General features: G+C 61.3%; 23 protein-coding genes. 6 read left to right on the top strand and 17 right to left on the bottom strand.

Features of this window, described 5'->3' with window-relative positions:
- Position 1 precedes the first annotated feature (1 nt).
- On the bottom strand, positions 2-1489 hold the full coding sequence (gene hisS / locus VWY60_RS16085) for a histidine--tRNA ligase (RefSeq protein ID WP_416541126.1): 1488 nt from the start codon (positions 1487-1489) through the stop codon (positions 2-4).
- Positions 1490-1704: 215 nt separating this feature from the next.
- On the opposite strand from hisS, the gene VWY60_RS16080 reads away from it, so the two are divergent.
- Complete coding sequence (locus VWY60_RS16080; protein ID WP_340546737.1) at positions 1705-1899, top strand: SlyX family protein; 195 nt, start codon at positions 1705-1707, stop codon at positions 1897-1899.
- A gap of 38 nt (positions 1900-1937) precedes the next feature.
- Here VWY60_RS16080 and VWY60_RS16075 read toward each other — a convergent pair whose 3' ends face one another.
- On the bottom strand, positions 1938-4118 hold the full coding sequence (locus tag VWY60_RS16075) for a heavy metal translocating P-type ATPase (protein ID WP_416541125.1): 2181 nt from the start codon (positions 4116-4118) through the stop codon (positions 1938-1940).
- A 213-nt stretch (positions 4119-4331) separates the two neighbouring features.
- On the opposite strand from VWY60_RS16075, the gene VWY60_RS16070 reads away from it, so the two are divergent.
- Positions 4332-5432 carry a CaiB/BaiF CoA transferase family protein gene (locus VWY60_RS16070; RefSeq protein ID WP_416541124.1) on the top strand — a complete coding sequence of 367 codons (1101 nt, stop codon included), beginning with the start codon at positions 4332-4334 and terminating at the stop codon, positions 5430-5432.
- Positions 5433-5434: 2 nt separating this feature from the next.
- Here VWY60_RS16070 and VWY60_RS16065 read toward each other — a convergent pair whose 3' ends face one another.
- Together VWY60_RS16065 and hemE are read right to left on the bottom strand one after the other, a co-directional pair.
- Entirely contained in the window at positions 5435-5572 is a 138-nt protein-coding gene (locus tag VWY60_RS16065; RefSeq protein WP_340546850.1) for a hypothetical protein, read from the bottom strand.
- 129 nt (positions 5573-5701) lie between these two features.
- Entirely contained in the window at positions 5702-6736 is a 1035-nt protein-coding gene (gene hemE / locus VWY60_RS16060) for a uroporphyrinogen decarboxylase (protein WP_416541123.1), read from the bottom strand.
- Between the two features lie 110 nt (positions 6737-6846).
- On the opposite strand from hemE, the gene hemC reads away from it, so the two are divergent.
- Entirely contained in the window at positions 6847-7821 is a 975-nt protein-coding gene (gene hemC / locus VWY60_RS16055; RefSeq protein ID WP_416541122.1) for a hydroxymethylbilane synthase, read from the top strand.
- A gap of 64 nt (positions 7822-7885) precedes the next feature.
- On the opposite strand, the gene VWY60_RS16050 is transcribed toward hemC, so the two are convergent.
- The 5 genes from VWY60_RS16050 to clpS all read right to left on the bottom strand — a co-directional run bounded on the left by VWY60_RS16050 (position 7886) and on the right by clpS (position 12027).
- Positions 7886-8725: a GH25 family lysozyme gene (locus VWY60_RS16050; RefSeq protein ID WP_416534603.1), complete on the bottom strand. Its 840-nt coding sequence runs from the start codon at positions 8723-8725 to the stop codon at positions 7886-7888.
- 116 nt (positions 8726-8841) lie between these two features.
- Entirely contained in the window at positions 8842-9735 is an 894-nt protein-coding gene (gene hemF, locus VWY60_RS16045; protein ID WP_416541121.1) for an oxygen-dependent coproporphyrinogen oxidase, read from the bottom strand.
- Between the two features lie 33 nt (positions 9736-9768).
- A complete protein-coding gene (locus VWY60_RS16040) occupies positions 9769-10572 on the bottom strand; it encodes an SDR family NAD(P)-dependent oxidoreductase (protein ID WP_340546730.1) in 804 nt (267 codons plus the stop codon).
- Between the two features lie 106 nt (positions 10573-10678).
- On the bottom strand, positions 10679-11671 hold the full coding sequence (locus tag VWY60_RS16035) for a class I SAM-dependent methyltransferase (RefSeq protein ID WP_416541120.1): 993 nt from the start codon (positions 11669-11671) through the stop codon (positions 10679-10681).
- 14 nt (positions 11672-11685) lie between these two features.
- Positions 11686-12027, bottom strand: a complete 342-nt coding sequence (gene clpS, locus VWY60_RS16030; protein WP_340546728.1) for an ATP-dependent Clp protease adapter ClpS — start codon at positions 12025-12027, stop codon at positions 11686-11688.
- An 88-nt stretch (positions 12028-12115) separates the two neighbouring features.
- Between clpS and VWY60_RS16025 the strand changes: the two genes are divergently transcribed.
- The 3 genes from VWY60_RS16025 (at position 12116) to VWY60_RS16015 (ending at position 15109) form a co-directional block, all read left to right on the top strand.
- Entirely contained in the window at positions 12116-12829 is a 714-nt protein-coding gene (locus VWY60_RS16025) for an HAD family hydrolase (RefSeq protein WP_416534605.1), read from the top strand.
- A gap of 50 nt (positions 12830-12879) precedes the next feature.
- Positions 12880-13206, top strand: coding sequence for a hypothetical protein (locus VWY60_RS16020; RefSeq protein WP_416538221.1), 327 nt, complete (start codon positions 12880-12882; stop codon positions 13204-13206).
- A gap of 322 nt (positions 13207-13528) precedes the next feature.
- Positions 13529-15109 carry a D-alanyl-D-alanine carboxypeptidase family protein gene (locus VWY60_RS16015; protein WP_416538220.1) on the top strand — a complete coding sequence of 527 codons (1581 nt, stop codon included), beginning with the start codon at positions 13529-13531 and terminating at the stop codon, positions 15107-15109.
- Between the two features lie 81 nt (positions 15110-15190).
- On the opposite strand, the gene ccoS is transcribed toward VWY60_RS16015, so the two are convergent.
- The 8 genes from ccoS to ccoO all read right to left on the bottom strand — a co-directional run bounded on the left by ccoS (position 15191) and on the right by ccoO (position 22800).
- The gene (gene ccoS / locus VWY60_RS16010) at positions 15191-15349 is read right to left on the bottom strand and encodes a cbb3-type cytochrome oxidase assembly protein CcoS (protein ID WP_024095921.1); all 159 of its coding nucleotides are present in this window, start codon (positions 15347-15349) and stop codon (positions 15191-15193) included.
- Positions 15350-15392: 43 nt separating this feature from the next.
- On the bottom strand, positions 15393-17573 hold the full coding sequence (locus VWY60_RS16005) for a heavy metal translocating P-type ATPase (RefSeq protein ID WP_416541119.1): 2181 nt from the start codon (positions 17571-17573) through the stop codon (positions 15393-15395).
- A gap of 6 nt (positions 17574-17579) precedes the next feature.
- On the bottom strand, positions 17580-18050 hold the full coding sequence (locus VWY60_RS16000) for a FixH family protein (protein WP_340546723.1): 471 nt from the start codon (positions 18048-18050) through the stop codon (positions 17580-17582).
- Entirely contained in the window at positions 18047-19486 is a 1440-nt protein-coding gene (ccoG, locus tag VWY60_RS15995) for a cytochrome c oxidase accessory protein CcoG (protein WP_416541118.1), read from the bottom strand. The genes VWY60_RS16000 and ccoG overlap by 4 nt, the downstream gene beginning before the upstream one ends.
- Positions 19487-20041: 555 nt before the next feature.
- A complete protein-coding gene (locus VWY60_RS15990; protein WP_416541117.1) occupies positions 20042-20842 on the bottom strand; it encodes a transglutaminase-like domain-containing protein in 801 nt (266 codons plus the stop codon).
- 153 nt (positions 20843-20995) lie between these two features.
- On the bottom strand, positions 20996-21865 hold the full coding sequence (ccoP, locus tag VWY60_RS15985; RefSeq protein WP_340546720.1) for a cytochrome-c oxidase, cbb3-type subunit III: 870 nt from the start codon (positions 21863-21865) through the stop codon (positions 20996-20998).
- Entirely contained in the window at positions 21862-22059 is a 198-nt protein-coding gene (locus tag VWY60_RS15980; RefSeq protein ID WP_340546719.1) for a cbb3-type cytochrome c oxidase subunit 3, read from the bottom strand. Before VWY60_RS15980 ends, ccoP begins: the two co-directional genes overlap by 4 nt.
- 12 nt (positions 22060-22071) lie before the next feature.
- Positions 22072-22800, bottom strand: a complete 729-nt coding sequence (gene ccoO, locus VWY60_RS15975; protein WP_340546718.1) for a cytochrome-c oxidase, cbb3-type subunit II — start codon at positions 22798-22800, stop codon at positions 22072-22074.
- Positions 22801-22806: the final 6 nt, after the last annotated feature.

Here is a 22806-nt window from a genome sequence, read left to right as displayed (position 1 = left end):
TTCAGCCCTGCCCTGCAAGGATTTCGCGCACCTTGGCGACCAGATCAACGCGTGGCACCTCAAACTGGCTCGGACGCTCTTTCCACTCTTCGAGGGTGGCGTTCTCGGCAATCTGCGCGCCGAGGATCAAATCCTTGATCTGCACCACACCGCGATCTTTTTCCTCACCGCCTTCGATCACCGCTATGGGCGAGTTGCGCTTGTCCGCGTATTTCAGCTGGTTGCCGAAGTTCTTGGGATTGCCAAGATAGACCTCAGCCCGGATGCCTGCATTGCGCAGCTCGGCCACCATGGTCTGGTAATCCGCCATACGCGCCTTATCCATCACCGTCACCACAACGGGGCCGGTGGTCTTTGCCTCGATCCGGCCTTTCTCGCGCAGCGCGGCCAAGAGCCGGTCAACACCGATGGAGACGCCGGTCGCCGGGACTTCCTGACCCGTGAAGCGCATCACCAGATCGTCGTAACGCCCACCGCCCGAAACCGAGCCGAACTGCCGTTTACGGCCCTTCTCATCCAGAATCTCGAAGGTGAGTTCGGCCTCGTAAACCGGGCCGGTATAATAGCCGAGGCCCCGCACGACCGAAGGGTCGATATCGATGCGGTCAGCGCCATACCCACCAGCGGCCAGCAGATCGCCGATCTGCTCCAGCTCGGCGACCCCCTCCGCGCCAATCGCACTACCCCCAATGGCGGCGCGCAGGTTGGCAAGGGTCTTGGCGGCGTCAGCCCCCTTGGAGGTCAGGAACGCCAGCACCGGCGCCGCTTGGTCATCCGACAGGCCAACCCCGTCAATGAAGGCGCCGGAGGCATCCAGACGGCCCTTGGTCAGCAGCTCGCGGACACCAGCCTCGCCCACCTTGTCGAATTTGTCGATGGTGCGCAGCACGTCGTCACGTTTGGCATCGCCCGCCTCAAGGCCCATCGCCTCAAGCACGCCATTCAACACCTTGCGGTTATTCACCCGCACCAGATAGTCACCGCGCGGAATGCCGACGGTTTCCAGCGTGTCGGACAACATCGCGCAGATCTCGGCATCGGCGGCCATGGAGGCGGTTCCAACGGTATCCGCGTCGCACTGGTAGAACTGGCGATAGCGGCCCGGACCCGGTTTCTCGTTGCGCCAGACCGGCCCCATCGCATAGCGGCGGTAAGGCGTCGGCAGATCATTGCGGTGCTGGGCATAGACCCGTGCCAGCGGGGCGGTCAGATCATAGCGCAGCGCCATCCAGTCGCCGTTGCCGCTTTCGTCATATTCCTGCCAGGCAAAGACACCCTCGTTCGGGCGGTCGACATCGGGCAGAAACTTGCCCAGTGCCTCGACTGTTTCCACCGCCGAAGACTCCAGCGCATCAAACCCGTAATGATGATAGACACCCGCAATGGCCCGCAACATCTCGCTGCGCTGGCTCACCTCTTCGCCGAAATAGTCACGGAAGCCCTTCGGCGTGATCGCCTTGGGGCGGGGCTGTTTCTTGACTTTGGCCATCTTGGCCTCCTCGGGGTGTCAAATGGGTCAGATACTCGCCCGGCGGTCTAGCCCAAGGGCGGCCCAACAGCAAGGCGGCAGAGCGCGCAGGCCCTATGGCCGTGCCGTTGTTGCCTGATCTCCATGCAACCCAAAGCGGCGGCGTTGGCACAACCGAGCATGGACCCTGCACGCAACTGCCCCTATGACAGCGGCAGACCCGAAGGGAGAAACCGATGCAACATCTCGAAGAACAGATCGCCCACCTGACGCGCACCGTCGATGAGCTGAGCGATGTGGTCAACCGGCAGCAATCCGAGATTGACCGGCTGACCCATCGTGTCGCCATGCTGTTTCAGCGGGAAGCTTCACGCGAGCAGGACGGTGGCGGCGGGGTTGTCATTGGCGACGAACGTCCTCCGCATTATTGATCTCTCCCTCAGTCGGCGCCTGTCGCCCACGCCTGTGCTTAGCGCTCCTTCGACGTTGGCGAGGGTCTGAAAGACAGCAGCCGCAGCGCATTAAGCGTCACCAGGACCGTGGCGCCAGTGTCGGCCAGAATCGCGATCCACAGGCCCGTGATCCCCAGAACCGACGTCACGAGAAACACGCCTTTCAGCCCCAGTGCCACGGCAACGTTCTGGCGAATATTCGTCAAAGTGGCGCGCGACAGGCGAATAATGCCGATCACATCGCTGACCCGGTTGCGCAGGATCGCGGCATCTGCGGTCTCAAGGGCCACATCGGTGCCAGACCCCATTGCGACACCAACCTGCGCTGTCGCAAGCGCGGGCGCATCATTGATCCCGTCGCCGACCATCATGACCTGACCACGCTGTGTCAGCTCTTGCAGGGCCGCTACCTTGTCCTGCGGCATCAGCTCTGCACGGTGATCAATCCCCAGCTGGCCGGCGATGGCGGCTGCCGTGCGGGCATTGTCCCCTGTCAGCATCGTTGCGGTGATCCCCATCTGTCGGAGCGCGCGCATCGCTTCCACCGCATCTTCGCGCGGCTCGTCCCTGAGCGCGATCAATCCATATAGAACCTCGTCGCTGAACAGGGCGACAACGGTCTTCCCCTCGGCTTCAAGCTCGGCAGCCTGCACCATGGAAGCCTGCGCCATCACACCTGTTTCTGCGGCAAAGCGCGGCGATCCGACGGTGATGACAACCGACCCGAGCTTGGCAGAGGCCCCCTTCCCCGGCACCGCGTGGGCTTCCTGCACCGGCGGAATATCTACCCCGGCTTCGACAGCTCGAGCATAGATCGCCTCGGCCAGAGGGTGGCTCGACTCCCGCTCGACCGCTGCGGCGAGTTGCAGAACGCTGCCCTCACTGCCCTGAACCACAACGATATCCGTGACCTGAGGTCGCCCACGGGTCAGCGTGCCTGTCTTGTCGAATGCAACATCGGTGGTGCGGGCGGCGGCCTCGATCACTGCGCCCCCTTTCAAAAGCAGACCATGGCGCGCACCGGACGACAGCGCCGAAGCGATGGCAGCGGGTACGCTGATCACCAGGGCACAGGGACACCCGATCAATAACAGGGCAAGGGCGCGGTAGATCCATGTGTCCCAATCCACCGCGAAGACCAGCGGCGGCACCAATGCGACCAGCAGCGCGATACCCACGATGATCGGCATATAGATCCGGCTGAAGCGGTCGATGAAACGCTCTGTCGGCGCACGGGCGCTTTCTGCCTCTTCCACCAGCCGGATAATCCGCGAAATGGTGTTGTTGGCTGCGGCGCGGGTCACCCGCACCCGCAGCACCGCCTGGGTGTTGATGGATCCGGCAAAGACTTCGGATCCCGGTTCCTTGAGGCTGGGCACGCTCTCGCCCGTCACCGGACTTTCGTCGACGCCCGAGATACCGTCGATCACTTCGCCATCCGCAGGCACGCGGTCACCTGGGCGCACCACGACAATCTGCCCCTCCCGCAGGCGATCTGCGGCGATCTCCTCCAGGGTGTCACCACCTTCAAGCAGCGCCGTCTTTGGCACCAAATCCGCAAGCGCCCGGATACCATCCCGCGCCTTGTTGGCAGCCAGGCCTTCGAGCATCTCACCCACGGCAAAGAGAAACACCACCAGTGCCGCCTCTTCGGCAGCACCGATAAACAGGGCGCCAATCGCTGCGATCGACATCAACATTTCAATGGTAAAGGGCATCCCCGCCCGCAGCATCGCAAAGGCACGCCGCGCCACAGGAGCCACTCCGATCAGGGTCGCCAGCATAAACGCCCAGAGACCAACCGTAGGCGATGCCAGCAGCTTAATGCTCCAGGCCAGCGCCAGCAGCAGCCCCGTCACCAGCAGTAATTGCCCCTTGGCACTGTGATACCAAGGCGGGGCCACTGCATCGGCGGCATCGGCGTGCTGTACGCCGCCACAGCAGGGCGCAGAGGTGCCAGCTGGTGCAGTGCTGCTTGCCGTGACACCAAACCCCAGCCCGCGCACCGCCTTCTCGACGGCCATCACCGAGCCTTGGCGTGGATCAAGCTCCAGGCGCAGCCGCTCCGACATCATGGCGACCTCGACGCCGCTGACACCCGGCAGTCGCTCAACCGCGCCACGCACCTTGGTCGCGCAGGACCCACAGTCCATTCCGGTTACCCGCCACTCCAGCTGCTCAATCGCATCCCTAGCCATTCCAATGTCACCTTTTTTGTCATCACATCGTGTCGGCTGCTTATGTAATTGCTACAGCAGCTGGAGCTTCAAGCGCTTTCTTCAGAAAAATCTGATCCGAAAACAGCAGTATTCGGGATGTGCCGCAACGGTCTTCTTGGGGCCGGGCAGAAAGCCGCTAGGCTGACAGCAAGGTCGCGACATCATCCGACATTACCCGACAGGAGGCCCGCCATGCTGACAGGAATTCGTGTAATCGAGATCGAAGGGCTGGGCCCTGCGCCCTTCGCCGCGATGATGCTGGCGGATCTGGGTGCGGATGTCATATGCGTTCACCGCAAAGGCGAGGGCGTGGGTTTGATGCCTGCACATCCGATCATTGATCGCGGCAAACGCTCCATCACGCTGGATCTGAAATCGCCGGCTGACGTCGAAACGCTGCTGCATCTCGTCGAGACTGCCGATGCGCTGGTCGAGGGCTTTCGACCCGGTGTTATGGAGCGGCTGGGGCTGGGGCCGATCACATGTCACGCCCGCAACCCCGACCTCATTTATGGGCGTATGACCGGATGGGGGCAGGATAGCGCCTTGGCCGAAACCGCCGGTCACGACCTGAACTATATCGCGCTGTCCGGGGCGCTTTGGTATGATGCAACGCCCGGCACCCCTCCCCAGCCACCGGCGACTTTGGTGGGCGATATCGGCGGTGGCGCGCTTTATCTGGTCGCGGGTATTCTGGCAGCGCTGGTAAGGCGCGAAACCCGTCACGGCGACACGCCAGCCGGATGCGTCGTCGATGCCGCGATCTACGATGGCTCGGCCCATATGATGAACCTGTTGATGACATTGCAGCAGGCCGGACAGTTCAGCAGCCAGCGTGGGAGAAGCCTGCTGGATGGGCCGCATTGGAGCCGCTGTTATGTCTGCGCCGATGGCGGGTACATCAGCGTGCAATGTCTGGAACCACAGTTTTACGCCGAGTTTCTGTCGCGCCTCGATCTGAGCGAGGATGCCCAATTCGCCCGGCAGCACGACAAAAGCCTCTGGCCGGTGCTGGGCGCAAGGCTGGCCGGTATCTTTGCCGCGCAGCCGCGCGACCACTGGGACAGGCTATTCAAGGGCAGCGACGCCTGCGTGGCACCGGTATTGTCACCCATCGAGGCAGAGGCACATCCGATGAACCAGCGCAGGACCTGGGTAACAGCTGAGAATGGCCTCCAGGCCGCTGCGGCGCCACGGTTCTCTGGTCAGGACAGCTGGGAGGTCCCACCGGCCCCGGCACGTGGCCAGCACAATTCCGAGATACTGGCGGAGCTGAGGCAACGGCAGCGCTAGGATCAGCTGTCTTTCTTGGCCTTCTCCGCCGCTGCTTTCATCCGCGCCAGGAGTTCGGCTTTGGTTTCGCGCGCACCATAGGGGTTCTTGGCGCTGCCCTTGGCATTATGCTCCTGATGACGCGGGCTGTTTTTGCCCATTCTGGGGGCTCCAGATTTCTTGTAATCCATCGACTTGCCCTTTCGGCGTGAGTGGAAAACGCGCTGATGCCGCAATTGGCCTCAGCGCGCAAGACGAACATGATCGCCGGACAGCTCTGTTCGGCCCGGTCAGCTGCCGCGCACCGCGTCGATCATCCGTTGCACATTGTCCGGATCGGCATCCGGGGTGATCCCGTGGCCGAGGTTAAAGATATGCGGCCCCTTGCCGAAAGCTTTGACGATACGGTGGGTGTCATCAATCAGCTCCTGCCCCCCCGTCACCATATGGCGCGAGGCAAGATTGCCCTGAACACAGCCGTCAACCTGCACATTGGCCGCCGCCCATTCGGGGTCAACGGAGTTATCAAGCGCCACACAATCGACACCCGTCGCCCCGGCAAAACCGACATATTTTTCCCCCGCCTCACGCGGGAAACCGATCACCGGAATTTCGGGATGGCGCTGTTTCAGCGCGGCAGTGATCTGGCGGCAGGGAGCCAATGCGTATTTCTCAAACGCCTCGCCACTCAGCGATCCTGCCCAGCTGTCAAAGATCTTGACCACTTCGGCACCGGCTTTGATCTGCATCGAGAGATATTCGATCGTCGCCTCAGTGATACGGTTCAGCAGCGCCTCAAACAGCGGATTGTTTTCCTGACGCAGCAGATGCGCAGGCCCCTGATCCGGCGTGCCGCGTCCCGCGATCATATAGGTCGCGACGGTCCAGGGCGCTCCGGCAAAGCCGATCAGCGTGGTTTCGCGGGGCAAGGCAGCCGAGAGCAGCCGCACGGTTTCATAGATCGGGTTCAGCGTCTCATGGATTTCGCTGACCGGTCCCAACTTGGCAAAATCGCTCTCCGTTGTGACCGTCGACAGGCGCGGCCCCTCGCCGGTCACGAACCAAAGATCAGCCCCGAGTGCCTGCGGCACCAAGAGGATATCGGCAAACAGAATCGCTGCATCGAAACCGTAGCGACGGATCGGCTGCAGCGTCACCTCAGTCGCCAGTTCCGGATTATAGCAGAGCGACAGAAAGTCGCCGGCCTCAGCCCTGGTGGCGCGGTACTCGGGCAAATAGCGGCCCGCCTGGCGCATCATCCAGATCGGCGGCACATCCTGTGTCTCGCCCGCCAATGCGCGCAGCAGCTTCTTCTGTTCGGCCATGATCACCCTCATATCTGTGTTGCATCTGAGGTCTAGCCTTGGCGGCAAATTGTCAAGGGCAGCAGGACCGGTGCTTGTCATGGCATTATGTCGCGATTAAGGGTCGATATATGACACAGATCGATCTGCCCTCCCCCGCTTCGCCCCTGAAAATCGGCACCCGCGGTTCGCCTTTGGCGCTGGCCCAGGCCCATGAAACCCGCGCCCGGCTCATGGCCGCCTTCGATCTGCCACAGGACGCATTCGACATTGTCGTGATCAAGACCAGCGGTGACAATCAGGCGCTGATCGAGGCAGATAAACCGCTGAAGACATTGGGTGGCAAGGGGCTGTTCACGAAGGAAATCGAAGAGGACCTGCTGTCCGGTGCCATCGACATTGCAGTGCATTCCATGAAGGACATGCCCGTAGCGCAGCCTGCGGGGTTGCTGCTGGACACCTATCTGCCGCGTGAAGACGTGCGTGATGCCTTCATCTGCGCCAATGTCTCATCCATCGCGGAGCTGCGCGAAGGCGCCGTTGTCGGCACCTCCTCACTGCGGCGGCGCGCACAGCTTCTGCATCGGCGTCCCGATCTCAAGGTCGTGGAATTTCGTGGCAATGTGCAGACACGGCTGACCAAACTGCGCGATGGTGTGGCCGAATGCACCTTTCTGGCGATGGCCGGGCTCAACCGTCTTGGCGCCGATCAGGTTCCGGCAACCGCCATCCCCCCAGAAGACATGCTGCCCGCCGTCGCCCAGGGTGCCATTGGCATTGAGCGCCGGCATGGCGACAGCCGTATCGGAGATATGCTGGCAGCTCTGCATGACCGCGAGACCGGGCTACGCCTGACCGCCGAGCGCGCATTTCTTGCCGCGCTGGATGGCTCTTGCGAGACCCCGATCGCTGGTCTTGCGACGTTGGAGGGCAACAGCCTGAGGCTGCGCGGCGAAGTCCTACGCCCTGACGGATCGGAAGCGATCAATGACGATCAGACCTGTGCGCTCGAAGATGGTGCGGAGCTGGGCCGCGAGATGGCCGCGAAACTTCTGGCGCAGGCCGGAGCGGGCTTTTTCGACTGGAAGCACCAGGATCAGCAGTAGAATGCGAGGCGCTGCCTCGCGCTCCGGGATATTTTGAGCCAGAAGATGGCCCGACCGGTGCAGCTCAGATCTGCCCCGACCACCGCAGCCAACGCTCTGGCCCGCCGCCAAAGACGTTGAGGTCGACGTTGCCAGCGATCCCGGGCACGCGTCCGGTGCCGGTATATTGCCAGAACCGCCAGAGCGCACCAGGATAGGTGACATGCGGGTGATCCGCGACCGAGCGCAACCAGAACTCAGTATCCCGCAGGCGGCCGATGCTGGTCTCACGGTAGAAATCCACCGTCGTGTAGAGCACAGGCCGCTGGCCATAATGCGCTTCCAGAAGGTCCAGAAACCGCTTTGCCTCCGCCCGCACCTTGGCGCCGGAGGGACGTTTGGTGCAGGTGCGAGAATGTGGCGTCCACTCCATGTCCAGCACATGCGGCAGGGCCGCGCTGTCGCGGGGGACATGACGGATGAACCAGCGCGCCTGTTCCGCGGCCGGGCGGCAGAAGTAGAAGTAATGATAGGCGCCGCGTTTGACGCCCGCCTGTCGTGCGGCACGCCAGTGATCGCGGAATTTCGGATCGGTGAGATCACCGCCTTCAGTTGCCTTCAGATAGGCAAAGCTGATGCCTGCAGCCCGAACCCGGCGCCAGTCGATGTCCCCCTGCCAGCGTGAGACGTCGATGCCATGGATGGGGTACGACCATGGCGTGCGCCCGTCCCAGGGGTGCGGATCGCTGTCGGCGAATTTAGGGTGGGTGATCAGCCGCGCCCGCGCCGCGGCAAGGCTGGCGGTGGTTTCTCCGGGCTGCACCGGCTGGCCTATTGGCGGTGTCGGTGGCGCAACCGGTGTTGTTCGGCCGCTACAAGCGGCAAGGACCATCATCCCTGCAAGCACCCACCAAAATCTGCTCATCCCGACCTGCCCGATCTCTGCGATTTTCGCTTTGGTTCAGTAAAGCCCGCCAGCCCGTTCAGAGCAATGATCAAGACAGCGCGCCCGCGCCATCAGCAGGAGATCGCGCGCCTTGATCAGACCCATTTCGCCATCGGCGGCAGGCTCATCAGGACGGCATTGGCGTCATGGCCGGTTTCCAGGCCGAATTTGGTGCCGCGGTCATAGACCAGATTATACTCGGCATAGAGGCCGCGATGGACCAGCTGGACGTCTTTCTCCGCTGCGCCAAATGCCATCGGCCTGCGTTTTTCGACCAACGGCAGATAGGCAGGAAGGAAGGCGCGGCCAATATCCTGCGTCAGGGCGAAATCCGCCTCCCAGTCGCCGCTGTTGCGGTCATCCATGAAGATGCCGCCAACCCCGCGCGCCCTCTGCCGGTGAGGGATGTAGAAATACTCATCCGCCCAGACCTTGAGCTGGGGATACAGCCCGGCGCCATGGGCCGCCAAGTGCTGTTCCTGCATGCGGTGGAAATGGGCGGTGTCCTCATCGTATTCGATACATGGATTCAGGTCAGACCCCCCGCCAAACCACCAGGCATGCGGGGTCCAGAACATCCGCGTGTTCATATGGACCGCGGGGGCATGGGGGTTCTGCATATGTGCCACAAGAGAGATGCCAGAGGCCCAGAAGCGCGGATCGTCCTTCATCCCCGGAATGCCCTTGCGCGCCGCCATGGCATTCTGGGCGCGCTCACCCAATGTGCCGTAGACCTCAGAGATATTCACGCCGACCTTTTCAAAGACGCGACCGCCGCGCATCACGCTCATCAGGCCACCACCGGCATCACTGCCATCCTCGGCAGAGCGCGTAGTTTCGCTGACCTCGAAACGGCCGGCAGGCTGATCACTGAAAGGGCCGCTGGCATGGCTGTCTTCCAGCGCCTCGAAGGCGGCCACAATCGTATCACGCAAGGATCTGAACCAAGCTGCCGCTCGGGCTTTTTCGTCGATCATTTCAATGCTCATCTGGTCGCCTATATGCGCAAAGGTGAAAGCCGCTTAATGGACCGGCACCGCGACAGTGTCCAGCAGCGTGCGGCCACCGTCCAGGGTAACGATCTGGCCGGTCATAAAAGCCGCCGCGTCAGAGGCCAGGAACTGCGCCGCCTCGGTCAGTTCACTGGGAGAGGCAATACGCCCCAAGGGGGTATGGCGTTCGATATCCTGCCGATAGGCGCGATTATCCTTGAGCGTCGCCTGCATCGACGCGCTCATTACAGAGCCGAACGCAATGGAGTTGACCCGGATCCTATGAGGGGCCAGCGAAACCGACAGCGACCGGGTCAACTGATCAAGCGCAGCCGAAGCCACACAATAGGCCAGCAGTTCCGGGTGCGAGCGGCGCGCGGCGATGGATGACAGGTTGATGATGGCGCCATTGGGCCCGCCATTGTCGCGTTGCTCACCCTGTTTGATCATCCGCCGTGCGACCTGTTGCGACAGGCGCATGGTCGGCAACAGCGTCTCGTTGAGCAGCAGCTCCATCGACTTGTCTTCCGGGTCCAGCGGATCGGTCGGCACCACCTGCCGTGCGCCATTGACCAGGATGTCGATATCGTCGAAGGCATCAATGGTTGCCGACAAAAGATTGGCAATGGTGAGCCGTTCCCGAAGGTCCCCGGCAAAGTACCGGATATTGCTTTCATCCGCTTGCGTGCCAAGCTCGCTCAGCAGCGCCGCCTCATCGGTATCGGCAAACATGACATTGGCACCGGCTGCTGCGAATTGTTTGCCAATGGCAAGACCGATGCCACTGGCCGAACCGGTGACGATGGCCGTTTTGCCGGAAATGGAAAAAGACATGAATGATCTCCGTCAGGATCCGGAGGGCGCCACGGCACCACCCCGTTTTTCAGCAACCTAGACTGCCGACAGAAACAAGGGAACCACCCTTTGTGTTTGGTCGTTGTCAGCGACGGTGACGACGCGGTCGGCTGGCCCGCAGCACCTTGAACCGATTGTCCCCGGCGACCTCATCGACTGTTACGAACTGCTCGGCAAGCGTCGCCTCATAGGGCAGATGCCGGTTTGCAACAATCCAGAGCGACCCTGACGGTGCCAGCATACCGGACGCCGCAGTGATAAACGCCTGTCCGAGCGACGGTTCTGCCGTGCGCCCGGTGTGGAACGGCGGATTGGAGATGACGCAATCGACCCGTTCTGGCGCAGACCAGCTGCGGGCATCGGCCCAGTGGAAGTGGGCGCGGGGATCGCTGACGTTCTTTCGTGCGCAGCTGAGGGCATTATGATCGGCCTCAATCAGATGCAGCGCCGTCACGCCCTCGCGTTGCAGGATCGCAGCGGCGAGATAGCCCCACCCAGCCCCAAGATCGACCACATTGCGGCCCAGCTTCTCCGGCAGTGCGGCGACCAGCAGAGCCGAAGCCGGATCAATGCCATCGGCGGAGAACACACCGGGAGCCGTCTGAAAACCACCCTCGACCTGGGCAGCTGCGCCCTGCCAGTCCGCCAGATCGGAGTGCGTCGCGTCGAACCAGAACGCCTTGCCGTGTGCCTTTGATATCGGGGCCGACACTTCGGTGCGGGCACGCAGCGCCTTCAGCACCGAATCGACCCCATCGGTCTTGCCACCATCGACAAGCACGGGGCCGTCGCAGACCCCGGCGGCCTTGGCCAACAGCGCGCGCGCCAGAGCCTTCGCCCGTGGCAAGAGAACAACCGCTGCCGCGAACCGCTCGTCCGCAGGCAGTTCGGGCACGCAATCGTAGCCTTGGCCCGCCAGCGCAATATGATCGGGCGCAAAGGGTTGTACGATCAGCAGCCGCTCTTTTGGCAGCGCCGACAGGTCAAGGTCGGACAGCGGGTGAAACACAACGATGCGGCCGGATTCGGGCACGGAAAATCCGCCCGTCTCGACGGCCAGGGACAGGCGAACAGACATCTAAAAGCCTCTTTTTATTCTTCTTTTTCCATCGTGCATTGCAACGGATGCTGATGGCGGTGGGCAAAATCCATCACTTGCCCCACTTTTGTCTCGGCGATCTCATGGCTGAAAACGCCGACCACCGCGACGCCTTTCTTGTGAACGGTGAGCATTACTTCGAAGGCCTCGGCATGGGTCATGCTGAAGAACCGTTCCAGCACCATGACCACGAACTCCATCGGAGTGTAATCGTCATTCAGCAACAGCACCTTGTAGCGCGGCGGACGCTGCGTTTTGGGTCGGGTCTTGGTCAGGACACCGAGATCGGTATCGTCATCTGAATGATCCGACATCATAACTGGCGTAGGCAGCATTGGCACAGACTTCCGATCGTGGATGGATTTTGATGTCCCGCTTATATAGCCTTTCTGATGGATAGGAAAAGGGATTGAGAGTGTCGGATTGACTCGAAAATTGACAACAATTGGCTTCGATGCCGATGATACCCTTTGGCATAATGAACGATTTTTCCGCATCACCCAGGACCGCTTTGCCGAATTGCTGATGGATCACGTTCCCGATGATCTCGATTCGCAGGCTTTGGGGGAGCGGCTGCTGGCAGCGGAAAAACAGAACCTCGGGCGTTATGGATATGGCGTTAAGGGGTTCACCCTGTCGATGATTGAAACCGCCATTGACGTGACAGAGGCCCAGGTGCCTGCCTGCGTCATACAGGAGCTGATCACCGCCGGGCAGATGATGCTCTCCTACCCTATCGAGTTGCTGGAGAACGCGCGGACAGCGGTTGAAGCTCTGGCCGACAGCCACCGCGTGGTGCTGGTCACAAAAGGCGACCTGCTGGATCAGGAGCGCAAGCTGGCGCAATCCGGGCTGGGTGATCTGTTCGACGGGGTCGAAATCGTCTCGGAGAAGACGCCGCAGATCTATGCCGATATTTTCCTGCGCCACGGCGATGGCGCGGAGCGGGCGATGATGGTTGGCAATTCCATGCGTTCGGACGTGGTCCCGGCAATCGAGGCAGGCGGCTGGGGCACATATGTGCCGCATGGATTGATCTGGGAGGTCGAGTTTGCTCCGGCGCCGACCCATAGCCCTCGATACACCGAAATCGCGGATCTGGGCGCACTGCCCGCGCTGGTGGCTGAGATCGGCTGATCCGCGCTATCGCGACTCTCGCCTTCATCACTCAACAAACGGACACACCAATGCCCCACGCCGAAATCAAATACAGCAGCGATCTGGATCTCGACATCCCCGCGATCCTGGCAGAAATCGAACAGGTCATCCTATCCCACGACGATGGGGCCGGTGATTGCAAGGGACGCGGCTATCCGACCGACGCCTATCATCACAGCCATGTTGTGGTGAAGGTGTCCGTTCTGGTGAAACCCCATCGCGATGCCGCGTTTTCCAACAGGCTGCTTGCGGCGTTGAAAACCGCAATCACAGCACGAATCTCCACCCCCTGCGCCTTCTCTCTGGAGCTGGCCTACATGGGCCCCTTCTACACGACAGGACCGCATCACCCCTGACAGACTCGCTGATTCAGCCCGTCATGCCCTGCTGGAATCGCTCAATGGGCGGCGTGTCGGCCGTGCCTTGTTGCAGCAGGGCACCAGACGCAGGCGTGCAACCGCCAATAGCACGCGCCGCAGCAATTTTTTTCGCTAACACTTCCTTAACCAACCGCCGATCTAGTGGTCATCATTGCAGCGCACCACTAGATGTCGAAGAGCAAACTCTGAACTCGATTTTTCCTTAAAAACCGGGCTGTTTATTCCAAAGTGACCCTGTGCTACGCTTTTTTAATACAGGCAAAAACGTCAGTCGGAAAACCGGCGACAAGAGGCAAAAATGGCAGATATCGTGCAGGTCAGGCGGACTCCGCTGATCCGCGCTTTGCGGGTGTATTCCCGTTTGGGGCGTTGGGTCTTGGGACTGGTTATTTTCCTATCGATGGTCGCAACTGCGCCGCCCAGTGCGATGGCAGCCCCCTATGCCGCGATGGTCATCGACGCCCGGACGGGCGAAGTCCTGCACTCCCGAAATGCAGACACCCGGCTGCACCCGGCCTCGCTGACCAAGATGATGACGCTCTATATTGCGTTTGAAGCCATTCGCAACGGCGAGATTAGCCTCGATACAGAGGTGAAGATCAGCCGTAACGCCGCATCCGAGCAACCGTCGAAACTGGGTTTGAAGGCCGGACAGCGCATCGCCTTTCGCTACCTAATTCGGGCCGCTGCCGTAAAATCCGCCAATGATGCCGCCACTGCCATTGGCGAGACACTCGCCGGATCCGAAGCCGCCTTCGCCCGCCGCATGACCCGCACGGCCAAGGCGCTTGGGATGTCTCGCACCACGTTCAAAAACGCCCATGGCCTCACCCAGAACGGGCATCTGTCCACCGCGCGTGACATGACCACGCTCGGGCGGCATCTGCTCTATGATTATCCCGAGTATTACAATCTGTTCTCGCGCCGTTCGGCGGATGCCGGTGTGCGCAACGTGCCCAACACCAACCGTCGTCTTCTTGCGGCCTATCGCGGTGCCGACGGGATCAAGACCGGCTACACCCGGGCCGCAGGTTTCAATCTCGTCGCCTCCGCAGAACGTGGCAACGAACGGATCATTGCCACTGTTTTTGGCGGCAAATCATCAACCTCTCGTAATGCCAAAGTCGCCGAACTCCTCGATCTTGGGTTTCGCCGCGCGCCAAGCAGCGCCAAATTGCGGCGGCCGGCGCGCCCGCCCTACCAGGGCAATCGTGGTCTTGGCACCCAGCTGGCCAGCGCTGACGAACCGGCTGCCGACGGGGCGGCGGGCAAGACCATTCGCGTCTCGGGTCTGGTGAAAACCAGCCTGCGCCCCAGACGCCGTCCAGGCGCCGCTGAACCTGAGGCCGCAACAGTGCTGGCCGAGGCTCAGACCGAGGCTGAGACCGAGACGACCACCAGCGAAATCCCTGCAGCAGAGGCACCGCCGAAGCTGGATCGCGATGTTCTACAGGCCAGCATCACGGCTGCCATCGCCGAGGCAGAAATCGTGGCGGCCGTAGCCGAACAAACGGCTGCTCCGATTGCCAGGCCACGCCCCTTTGTAGGTCTGCGCCCCATGGCCCGTCCGGCACGGCTGGCCACGAACCAGACCGCAGCCGAGCCGGAACCGGTGGTTGTCACCCGGCTCTCAACCTCGGGCGGGCGCTACTGGGGTATCAACGTGGGCCGCTACGGCAGCCGCTATCAGGCCGAAAAAGTGCTGCTGCGCACGGCACTTGCCGAAATGGCAACCCTCGATGGCAGCCTGCGCAAAGTTGTTAAGACACCTCGTGGCTTTGATGCCAATTTTCTTGGCATGACCAAGGAGAGTGCGGCCCTCGCCTGCCGCCGCCTCTCTGCCCGCAACATCACCTGCGAAACGGTCGGCCCCTCCTGAAGCGGGCCACAAAGCCAATAGGAAAAGGCGCCAGAAGGCGCCTTTTCTTTTGCAGGTCCGTGCCATCACGCGAGCGTTCAATCACGGCTTGGGGTGATCATCCCATTCGTCGCTGAGAATCCTGCGCGCATCACCTTCTGGATCGTCATATTGGTTCGAGCGCACAGTATAGAGAAAACCGACAAGTCCCACGCCCCCCAGGAAAAGGGAGATCGGTATCAGATAGGTAAGTACGCTCATCTTGGCTCTCTTGAATTGGCCTGCCGGTCGCCTGCGGTCATCATCAGCGCAGGCGCAACGCGTTTAGGGATACTGTAATCGACGATGTCGACATCGCCAAGGCAGCCACAAGAGGGGTCGCAAGCCCTGCCACCGCCAAGGGAACCGCGATCACGTTGTAGAGTGTCGCAATGCGAAAGTTGTCGCGAATGCGTCGTGTTGCCTTCTGCGCGACATTACAGGCCTCGGCTATGGGGGCCAGATCCTGTCCCAGCAGAACGATATCCGACGCAACCCGCGCTGCATCCAGCGCCGAAGCGGGCGAAATGGACACATGTGCTGTCGCCAACGCAGCAGTGTCATTCAAACCATCACCGACCATCAGCACCCGGTGGCCCGCGCTGGACAGGGCCGAGACCTGATCGCATTTATCCTGCGGCAAGGCGGAGGCCATCCAGTTCTGGATCCCGAGGCGGCCTGCAAGTTCGCTCACCGCTCCTTCAGTGTCACCCGAAATCAGCCAGACGTCCTTTCCCGCCGCCTGCAACGCTTCTACCGCCGCAGCGGCGCCGGGACGCAGACTATCCGAAAACGTCAAAGCCGGTGGCGCACCATCACCGCGATCAAGATAGGCGGCGGTCTTCTGCCCCGGCGCCGCGCCAACCCATGCCGCGCGCCCCAGACGCACCCGCTGCCCCCCGTGCTGCCCCTCGGTGCCAAATCCCGGCACCTCTTCCTGCCTTGTCAGCAACGCAGGCTCAATCCCGGCCTGTTCCGCAGCACGGCAGATTGCAACCGACAGCGGATGATCAGACCCCTGTGCCAGCGCATAGGCCAACCGCTGATCTGGCAGAGACAGCTGGTCGAAGTCATCGCATTGAGGGTTGCCATTGGTCAGCGTGCCGGTCTTATCGAAAACTACGATATCGACCTCAGCGAGACGTTCCAGCGCAGTTGCGTGTTTGATCAACATGCCTTTCTTGAACAACCGCCCCGAGGCCGCAGTTGTCACCGCAGGGACCGCCAGCCCCAGCGCGCAGGGACAGGTGATGATAAGCACCGCAGCGGCAATATTCAGCGCCACTCGCACGTCGAAGGTAAAGAGATACCAGCCAAGGAAGGCCAGCGCGGACAGGATATGAACCCCGGGCGCATATAGCTTCGCCGCGCGATCCGCCAGCGACGTATAGCGTGACCGCCCGGACTCTGCGACGGCAACCAGATCGGCAAGCTGATGCAGGGAGCTCTCGGCCCCGACGGCGGTCGCGCGCACAATCAAGGGTCCGGTCAGATTGACCTCACCCGCCGAAACAAGGCTCCCAACTTCGGCAAAAACCGGCAGCGTTTCACCGGTCAGCAAAGAGCGATCCAGTTCCGACTGCCCGTCCAGGACGACACCATCCACAGGCATCCGACCGCCCGGGCGTACCAGAATACGATCGTCAATGGCCAGATCGGCAACGGCAACCTCCGCCGGTTGCCCGGCCTCATCCAGCCGCAGGGCGCGCGGGACCTCCAGTGCCGCCAGTTCCTCGGCCGCAGAACGCGCCACAGCGCGGGTACGATGGTCCAGATAGCGACCGGCCAGCAGGAAGAACGTCAATGTCAGCGCCGCGTCGAAATAGGCGTGTTCACCAGAGAGCGAGGTCTCCCACAGAGAGGTCACCAGCGCCAGGACGATTGCCAGAACAATCGGCACATCCATATTGAGCCGCCCCACCCGCAAGGCCTGCCAGGCGTTGCGAAAAAAAGGCTGCCCGGCGAAGAGGATCGCCGGGAAGGTGATCGCCGCAGAGATCCAGTGGAACATGTCACGGGTTGCATCGCTTGCCCCTGACCAGACCGAGACCGACAGCAGCATCACATTCATCGACGCGAAGAAGGCCACCGCCAGACGCATCAGCAGCTCACGTCCCGCCTGATCGGTCTCGGTCGCGCCCAACGCCGACAGGTCAAGCTCGTGCGCCTCGAACCCAAGCTGTTCCAATACTGGCACCAGATCAAGCGCACGCACCTCGGGATCGGCCTCAATCAGCGCGCGTTTCAGAGTGAGATTGACCCGAGCGCTCCGCACGCCCGGCACCGCATTCAGACCCCGCTCCACCGTGGAGATGCAGGCCTGACAATGAATACTGGGCAGCGACAGGGCCAGACGTGCCTCGGTCGGCGCCTGCTCAACCGCGCCGTTTGGCGCTGCGACACAGCCGGGGCATGCGGCCAGTTGGGGGCCAAAGGCGGTGCTCATGGCCAGTTACCGCGCCACGTGCAGGATGACCCGCTGCGTGAATTCGGTGCCATCCTCGGCCCGGGCCACCATTCGGATGTTCCAATTGCCCGCGCTCAGCTGCGCAGCTGCGACATAGGCCGTACCGTCAAAGCGAAAATCAGGTGTCTGATCATCCTTCACATGGGTGGCACGGCCGAGTGTCGCTGCCAAATGTGCCACCTCAACCGGTGCGCCATTGGCATCGGTTATCTCCAGTTTCACCTGATCCCCGGCGGCCGAGGCATAGACTGACCAGCCCAGAGCCTGCTGCGCATCGCGACGGGCATCGAAGCTCTGGCTTGCGACATAGCTGTTCTTGACCTCCAACCCAGGAAACGTCCGCACCGCATTGACCGCCAGCGCGATATTGACAGCGATGATCACGGTGAAGGCGCCGCCGAAGATCATAAGCGCGTGCCAGCCGGTGAACTGTCGTGTCGGTTTGCCCTCGGTCATTGGCTGCTCCCGTTCCCGTTAAAGCTGGTATCCTTATACGCACGTTCGCCATTGTCGATATCTGCAACCCAGATCCGCACCGGCGTGCTGCGCGTTGCGGCGGCATCGGCGGATTTCGGTGCCACGATATAAACGCGCTGAAGCAGGCTGGTATCGGCAGGCACCGTGACGATTGAGCCATCAATGCCTTCCAGCGTGAGCTGCATGCCTGGCGCTCCCTTGATCGAAAGTTCAAACGGGCGTGGCTCTCCAGTCTTGTTCCGCAACCGCACATCATAAGTGTTACGGATCGAGCCGTCCGAGAGCGTCACAAAGGTCGGGTTGCGCACCGGGGCCACCGTCAACTCGATGTCCGAACGGATGAACAGGGCAAACAGGAGCGCCAGACCAACGCCCCCCCAGAGTGCCGTATACATCAGCGTGCGCGGGCGCAGGATATGCTTCCAGATGTTCTTGGGTGGATGACCTGCGCGCTCATTCGCCTCGTCACTGAGCGCCATATAGTCGATCAGCCCGCGCGGCTTACCGATCCGTTCCATCACATCATCGCAGGCGTCTATGCAAAGCGCACAGGTGATACATTCCATCTGCTGACCATCGCGGATGTCGATCCCCATCGGGCAGACGTTGACGCAGGCCATACAGTCGATGCAATCGCCGTGGACCAGCCCCGGCTCATCGGTCTTGCGCGGTTTGCCGCGCGGCTCTCCCCGCCATTCGCGGTAGCCGACGGTCAGCGTATCCTCGTCCATCATCGCCGCCTGAATGCGTGGCCAGGGGCAGGCGTAGATACAGATCTGCTCACGCGCAAAACCACCGAAGAGGAAAGTGGTCCCGGTCAGGATGGCAATAGTGGTATAAGCGACCGGGTGGGCATTCCCGGTGACAAGATCATGCAGCAGTGTCGGTGCATCTGCAAAATAGAAGACCCAGGCCCCCCCGGTTGCGAGACCAATCAACAGCCAGAGCACCCACTTGGTGATCCGCAGACGCGCCTTGCGAAAATCCAGCTTCTGTTGGCGGTGCAGGCGAAGGCGCGCGTTCCGATCCCCCTCGACCCAGCGCTCGACCAGGATGAACAGATCCGTCCAGACCGTCTGCGGGCAGGCATAGCCGCACCAGACACGCCCCAGCGCCGAGGTGAACAGAAACAACCCCAGCCCTGCCATGATCAGCAAGCCCGCAACGAAATAGAACTCATGCGGCCAGATTTCGATCCAGAAGAAGTAAAACCGCCGATTGGCCAGATCCAGCAACACCGCCTGATCGGGCAGCGCCGGACCACGGTCCCAGCGGATCCATGGCGTCAGGTAGTAGATCCCCAGCGTTACCGCCATGATATACCACTTCAGGTTACGAAAGGCGCCGGACACGCGGCGGGGGAAAATCGGCTCTCTGGCGGCATATAGGCTGGGGGCGGGATCGGAATCGCTCACGGACTCACTCCAAATCTTGCATTGTTGCAGCGGTTGTCCCAGATGCGCCCCGGACGAACCTTGACGTGGATCAAACGCGTATGCGGAACACACCTTTGCCGTCGCGACGACATCGTCAACCGGGCGCGGCATTCCGTCCGAAACCACGGCGCGCCCAATAAATCCATAAAGTAGAGGCCTTTGCGCTCCTCTCCCCGCGGTCGGCCGCGTCGCCACGTCGCAGATGTGACACCAGGGCGCAGCCGCGAGATGTCACCGGTCCCGCGCTCCGGGAACAAGCCTAGCGTGATTGTGGCCAGCGGGATAGAACCCAATCGGCTGAGCAACCGGCACCGCACATGGAGATGAACGCTTGGGATAGCGAGAGCGTCGGCTTTTCAGGAAACGCGCGAACAGATCGAAAAGCCGACGCTGGGTCCGTTTCCCTGCAAGACAGGTAGCGGACTGGACGGCCACCGGCGCTGGAAAGGGCACATCGGTGGCACTGTCTGATGAGGCAAGACTATCCGGCATCCCGTCCATTGTATTTGACCGGGATCAAAGACCGGCCAAAATCTACTCTCCCTCTGTTGAATACGGGCCGGTGTCCGCGGCAAGAAGCGGACTGGAGAACTGCGGTTCCAATGTACTACTCCCACCTGGCAGTACCGGCACCTGCCCGCGACGGATCCCGGCGACCCGATGGTTCATCCAATGACGAATGGCATTCCGATAGAGCCAACCGCGTATGCCGCGCAGGTCCTGCCGGTGGCGGGCGTAGAAGGCATCCGGGCTATCGAACACACCAAGATCTGCATTGATCCCGGTTTTCTGAATATAGGTGTCGCGCCCTTGCCATGCGACCATCGGCGCTTGCAGGCAATCGGTGCCAGCGCCATAGCCACATAGCGTGTCGCGCCCCGGAAATGCCGCCTGCAAAGCCCCGAGCACGCCCTGATCCAGGATGAAACCCTCCAGGTTGATCCATTGGCCGTCCAGCTGAACCTCAACCCAGGAATGCAGGATATTGCGCGGAGCCATCCAATACACCAGTTCGGGTACAACACCGCGCTGGAGGCTCTTATCAATGGTGAAGCCATGCAGACGACACGGAATGCCAAGCGCCCGCAGCAGCGCCATCAGCAAGGTTGCCTTGGTATTGCATTGGCCGTAGCCGTCCGCCAGAACCTGCGATGCTGTCCGCGTATCAGCGATGTTATAGCCAAAGAGGATATCATTGCGGACGTAGGTATAGGCGGCGCCGATCCGGTCAGCGGGTGCGAGCTGCTGCCAGCCACGCGCTGAAATCAAAGCAGAAATTGCTGGCGCGGTGATATCCAGCATAGAGGTTGCGGTAAGGAAGCGGGTATCTGACATGAGGTCACCTATCTGGTTGCCCCACCCTGCTAAACCCTACAGCAACTGTAGCTTCAAGCAAAAAATGCGCCACAATTCGCCTTATCAGAACGCAGATGGGGCCGCCCGAAGGCAGCCCCAGAGATCATATCCAGCGACACGAAACAGGCAGAGCTATTCGCCGCCACCCAACTGGTGCACATAAGCCGAAACCGCGCGGATCTGCGCCTCGGTCAGACGCGTGTTCCAGTTTGGCATGACCCCGTAACGTGAATTGTGGACGGTCTCTGTCAGGGTTGCGTAATCCCCGCCATAGAGCCAGATGGCATCGGCCAGGTTCGGAGCGCCCTGTGAACGGTCACCGGTACCGTCGTCCATGTGGCAGGAGGCGCAATTGTCGGCAAAGACCACCGCACCCGCCTCCACCTTCGTCGCATCCTGAGGATCGCCCGAAAGCGACATCACGAAGTTCACGACCTGATCAATCTCTTCCTTCTCCAGCAACTCATCGCGACCAAAGGCCGGCATCTCCGAATAACGCGCCTCGTCGCTTTCTTCGTTGCGGATCCCATGGGCGATCGTCGCGTGGATATCCTCGATCGATCCGCCCCAAAGCCAATCGTCATCCAACAGGTTCGGATACCCTTTCGCCCCGGCGGCACCGGCACCGTGACACTGGGCGCACCAGGTCTTGAACACCGCAGAACCAGCCGAGACCGCATAGCCGTTCAGCTCGGGGTCGGTGGAAATCGACGCAAGCTCAATCTCCTCAAGGCGGCTGTTGATCGGGGCATTCGCCTCGTTCACCGCGGCGATTTCTTCTGCCACCAGCGCCCGCGAGTTCCAGCCCAACACACCGGCAGTCGCAGACTGGATGCCCGGCCAGGCCGGATAGGCGATGGTATAGCCAATGCCCCAGATAATGGTCGCGTAAAAGGTCCAGAGCCACCAACGTGGCATCGGGTTGTCGAACTCCTCGATCCCGTCCCAGCTGTGGCCGGTGGTATTCGGATCGTCCTCGAACTTCTTCACTTTCTTGCTCATGACCGCGCCTCCTTGGCTTTACCCATTTCTGGGGCGGGTTTGTCTTCATGCCGGAAGGGGATGTTGGCGGTGTCCTTGTAGACCTTGCTGCTGCCGGGGCGGAACGCCCAGATCACAACAGCCAGGAAGAACACGAACAGAAAGAGCAACATCCAGCTGTCCGCAAACTCCCGAAGCAGAGTGTAGATATCCATGCCTGCCTCCAATCAGCGGTTGGCTGCGGGGGTGAAGGTCGAGAAATCAACCAAAGTCCCCAGCATTTGCAGATAAGCGATCAGCGCGTCGGCCTCGGAGATCCCCGGCTGACCGTCGAAATTGCGTACGCTGACCTTCTCGCCATAGCGCTCCAGAAGCCCGTCATAATCGGCGTCGGGATTGCTCTGGGCGCGAAAGTCGGCCTCTGCATTTTCCAGCATCTCGTCGGAATAGGGCACACCGACAAAAGCGTTCGCCGCCATCACATCGCCGATGTATTCGCCGTCAATCCGGTTGTTCTCAAGGAAGCCATATTTGGGCATCACCGATTCCGGGACAACCGACTGCGGGTCGCGCAGGTGATCCACGTGCCATTCGTCAGAATAGCGGCCACCCACACGGGCCAGATCCGGGCCGGTCCGTTTGGACCCCCACTGGAAGGGATGGTCATACATCGACTCCGCTGCCAGCGAATAAGGACCGTAACGTTCCACTTCGTCCCGCATGGGGCGGATCATCTGGCTGTGGCAGACATAGCAGCCTTCGCGGATATAGATGTCACGCCCGGCCAGCTCCAGCGGGGTGTAGGGGCGCATGCCTTCCACCTCTTCGATGGTGTTTTCCAACCAGAACAGCGGTGCGATCTGGACCAGCCCACCGATGGTGACAACCAGAAAGCTGCACACCAGAAGGAGGGTCGCATTGGTCTCGAGGATTTTATGTTTGTCGAGAATTGCCATTGTCCG

It is taken from the genome of Phaeobacter sp. JH20_26 (assembly GCF_048056275.1).
Classification (GTDB): Bacteria; Pseudomonadota; Alphaproteobacteria; order Rhodobacterales; family Rhodobacteraceae; genus Phaeobacter; species Phaeobacter bryozoorum.
Note: the sequence above shows the minus strand (reverse complement) of the source record. Positions and strands in the feature narration are given on the sequence as shown.